Raw genomic sequence first — 3,853 nt, 5'->3', positions numbered from 1 at the left:
GCGCCTGCTCGCGGCTTTGCCAGCGCACCAGATCGACCCAGCCGCCGTTGTCCTGCCTGGCCAGGCAGCGGCTGAGGAAACCGGGCTGCCGCGTCAGCCAGTCGCTGAGCAGGCCGTTGCCGGCGACAAAGCCCGCTTCGGTTCCGGGCTTCAACCGGAAGGTGACGATTTCCAGGGTCTCGGCCATCTATCCTCCTCGTTGTCGGGCTTCCAGGTTCATCTATCGCATGACCTGGTGCTCAAATCTGTCAGCAACCCCGATATTTTCAATGCGAATCGTTGTTGCGCGCCATGCTTGCGAAATCCTGATCATTTGGCTAAGGAGGCCGCGCATTCAGCACCCGGCCTTGGCCGGCGTGTTTTTTCGGCTCCACGGCCCAGCATCCAGTCAAAGGCATTTCGTTTCCATGGCGCGCATCGTGATGAAATTCGGCGGAACGTCCGTCGCCGACATCGCCCGCATCCGCAACGTGGCGCGCCATGTCAAACGCGAGGTCGACGCCGGCCATGAGGTCGCCGTCGTGGTCTCGGCGATGGCCGGCAAGACCAATGAACTGGTCGGCTGGACGCGCGAGGCCTCGCCGATGCACGACGCGCGCGAATATGACGCCGTGGTCGCCTCCGGCGAGCAGGTCACGGCCGGCCTGCTGGCGATCACGCTGCAGAACATGGGCGTGCACGCCCGCTCATGGCAGGGCTGGCAGATCCCGATCAAGACCGACAACGCGCATGGCGCGGCGCGCATCCTCGACATCGACGGCGCCTTCCTGATCAAGCGCTTCGGCGAGGGCCAGGTCGCCGTCATCGCCGGCTTCCAGGGCATCGGGCCGGACAACCGCATCGCGACGCTGGGCCGCGGCGGCTCCGACACGAGTGCCGTGGCCATCGCGGCGGCGGTCAAGGCCGACCGCTGCGACATCTACACCGATGTCGACGGCGTCTACACCACCGATCCGCGCATCGAGCCGAAGGCGCGGCGGCTGGCCAAGATTTCCTTCGAGGAAATGCTCGAAATGGCCTCGCTCGGCGCCAAGGTGCTGCAGGTGCGCTCGGTCGAGCTTGCCATGGTGCACAGGGTGCGTACCTTCGTGCGGTCGTCCTTCGACGATCCCGACGCGCCCGGAATGGGGGATTTGCTCAATCCGCCCGGAACGCTTATTTGCGACGAGGAAGAGATCGTGGAACAGCAGGTCGTCACCGGAATTGCCTACGCCAAGGACGAGGCGCAGATTTCGCTGCGCCGCGTCGGCGATCGCCCCGGCGTTGCCGCCGGCATCTTCGGGCCGCTGGCCGAAGCCAACATCAATGTCGACATGATCGTCCAGAACATCTCCGAGGACGGCAAGTTCACCGACATGACCTTCACGGTGCCGTCGGGCGACGTCGACAAGGCGCTTGCGGTGCTGGAGCGTCTAAAAGCCGATGTCGGCTATGACGTGGTGCAGTCGGAAGCCGGCATGTCGAAGGTGTCGGTCATCGGCATCGGCATGCGCAGCCACGCGGGTGTCGCCGCCACCGCCTTCAAGGCGCTGGCCGACAAGGCGATCAATATCCGCGCCATCACCACTTCCGAGATCAAGATTTCGATACTGATCGACGGTCCGTATACCGAATTGGCGGTTCGCACTTTGCATTCCGTCTACGGTCTGGATAAGCAATAGCAAGACTGAATCAGTTGTTGCGTGAGTGCCGGGCGCGGCGGAAACTGCGCCGGCAAGGACTCTATTGGAGAAGAAGCCGCGATGCGTGATACGGCCAGTGGCCCGCGCGTTCTGCTGAAGCGGCTCCGCGAGCTCATGCAGGAGCCGCTGGAGCCGCAGGAGCGGCTCGACCGCATCGTGCGCGACATCGCCTCCAACATGGTCGCCGAGGTGTGCTCGCTCTATGTGCTGCGCGCTGATTCGGTTCTCGAGCTCTACGCCACCGAAGGTCTCAATCCGAACGCCGTCCACCTGGCGCAGTTGCGGCTCGGCCAGGGTCTCGTCGGCACCATCGCCGCCAGCGCACGGCCGCTCAACCTCTCCAACGCGCAGGAGCATCCGGCCTTCGCCTACCTGCCGGAGACCGGCGAAGAGATCTACAACTCCTTCCTCGGCGTGCCAGTGCTCAGGGCAGGGCGGACGCTTGGCGTGCTCGTGGTGCAGAACAAGACCATGCGCCACTACCGCGACGATGAAGTCGAGGCTCTGGAAACGACGGCAATGGTCATCGCCGAGATGATCGCCACCGGCGATCTCGCCAGGCTGACCCGCCCGGGCCTGGAGCTCGACCTGCGCCGCCCCGTCAGCTTCACCGGCCTTTCCTTCAACGAAGGCGTCGGGCTCGGCCATGTCGTGCTGCACGAACCGCGCATCGTCGTCACTAATTTGTTCAACGAGGACAGCGAGGAGGAAGTCCGCCGGCTGCAGACCTCGCTCGGCTCGCTCAGGCTCTCCATCGATGACATGCTGGAGCGCCGCGAGGTCGCCTTCGAGGGCGAACACCGCGAGGTGCTCGAAGCCTATCGCATGTTCGCCAACGACAGCGGCTGGGTGCGCCGGCTGGAGGAGGCGATCCGCAACGGCCTGACGGCGGAAGCGGCGGTGGAGAAGGTGCAGAGCGACATGCGCGCCCGCATGCTGCACATGACCGACCCCTATCTGCGCGAGCGGATGAGTGATTTCGATGACCTTGCCAACCGCCTGCTGCGCCAACTGATGGGGCGCGGGCCGGAGGATGTCGCGGCGTCGCTGCCGAAGGATGCCATCCTCGTCGCCCGCTCGATGGGCGCGGCCGAACTGCTCGACTACCCCAGGGACAAGCTGCGCGGCGTCGTGCTGGAGGACGGGGCCGCGACCAGCCACGTCGTCATCGTGGCGCGAGCCATGGGCATTCCCGTCGCCGGACAGATGAAGGGCGCCGTTTCCATGGCGGAAAACGGCGACGCCATCATCGTCGACGGCGAGGAGGGCACGATCCACCTCAGGCCGCAGCCCGACCTCGAAGCCGCCTATGCCGAGAAGGTGCGCTTCCGCGCGCGGCGGCAGGAGGTCTATCGCGAGCTGCGCAAGAAGCCGTCGGTGACCAAGGACGGTGTTGCTGTCGATCTGCTGATGAATGCCGGGCTTGCTGTCGACCTGCCGCAGCTTGCCGAGTCGGGCGCGGCCGGAATCGGCTTGTTCCGCACCGAGCTGCAGTTCATGGTCGCCTCGACCTTTCCGCGCGCCGAGGCGCAGGAGCGGCTCTATCGCGACGTGCTCGATGCCGCGCGCGGCAAGCCGGTGACCTTTCGCACCATCGACATCGGCGGCGACAAGGTGCTGCCTTACTTCAAGGGGGCGTTGCAGGAGGAGAACCCGGCGCTCGGCTGGCGGGCGATCCGGCTCACCCTCGACCGCCCGGGTCTGCTCAGGACGCAGATCCGTGCCTTGCTCAAGGCCTGCGGCGGCCGAGAGCTCAAGCTGATGCTGCCGATGGTGACGGAGCTCGGCGAGATCGCGCAGGCGCGCGAGATCATCGACCGAGAGGTCAGGCACCTGTCGCGCTTTGCACACCATCTGCCGACCAGCTTGAAGCTCGGCGCCATGCTGGAAGTGCCGTCGCTGCTGTTTCAGCTAGACGAACTGATGAAGGCGGTGGACTTCGTCTCGGTCGGCTCCAACGACCTGTTCCAGTTCGTCATGGCGGTCGATCGCGGCAACACGCAATTGTCGGACCGCTTCGACACGCTGTCGGCGCCGTTCCTGCGGGTTCTGAAGACGATCGCCGACGCCGGCGTGCGCAACCACACGCCGGTGACGCTGTGCGGCGAACTGGCCGGAAAACCCATATCCGCAATGGCGCTGATCGGCCTCGGCTATCGCTCGATCTCGAT

At 65.4% G+C, this 3,853-nt stretch carries 3 protein-coding genes; 2 read left to right on the top strand and 1 reads right to left on the bottom strand.

Translation table 11 applies throughout. From position 1 onward, the window contains the following. Nucleotides 1-187, bottom strand: a 187-nt coding sequence (locus EN742_RS27415; RefSeq protein ID WP_210214482.1) for a hypothetical protein, incomplete at its 3' end; no start/stop codon positions are given. A 220-nt stretch (nt 188-407) separates the two neighbouring features. On the opposite strand from EN742_RS27415, the gene EN742_RS27410 reads away from it, so the two are divergent. Together EN742_RS27410 and ptsP are read left to right on the top strand one after the other, a co-directional pair. Next, nucleotides 408-1,661 (top strand): aspartate kinase, encoded by a 1,254-nt coding sequence (locus EN742_RS27410; protein WP_126058147.1) that lies wholly within the window; start codon nt 408-410, stop codon nt 1,659-1,661. 81 nt (nt 1,662-1,742) lie between these two features. After that, nucleotides 1,743-3,853, top strand: a 2,111-nt coding sequence (gene ptsP / locus EN742_RS27405) for a phosphoenolpyruvate--protein phosphotransferase (RefSeq protein ID WP_128333494.1), incomplete at its 3' end; no start/stop codon positions are given.

Source organism: Mesorhizobium sp. M4A.F.Ca.ET.020.02.1.1 (assembly GCF_004022645.1).
Lineage (GTDB): Bacteria > Pseudomonadota > Alphaproteobacteria > Rhizobiales > Rhizobiaceae > Mesorhizobium.
The sequence above is the reverse complement of the archived record's forward strand: the minus strand, read 5'-3'. Positions and strand labels throughout refer to the sequence as shown.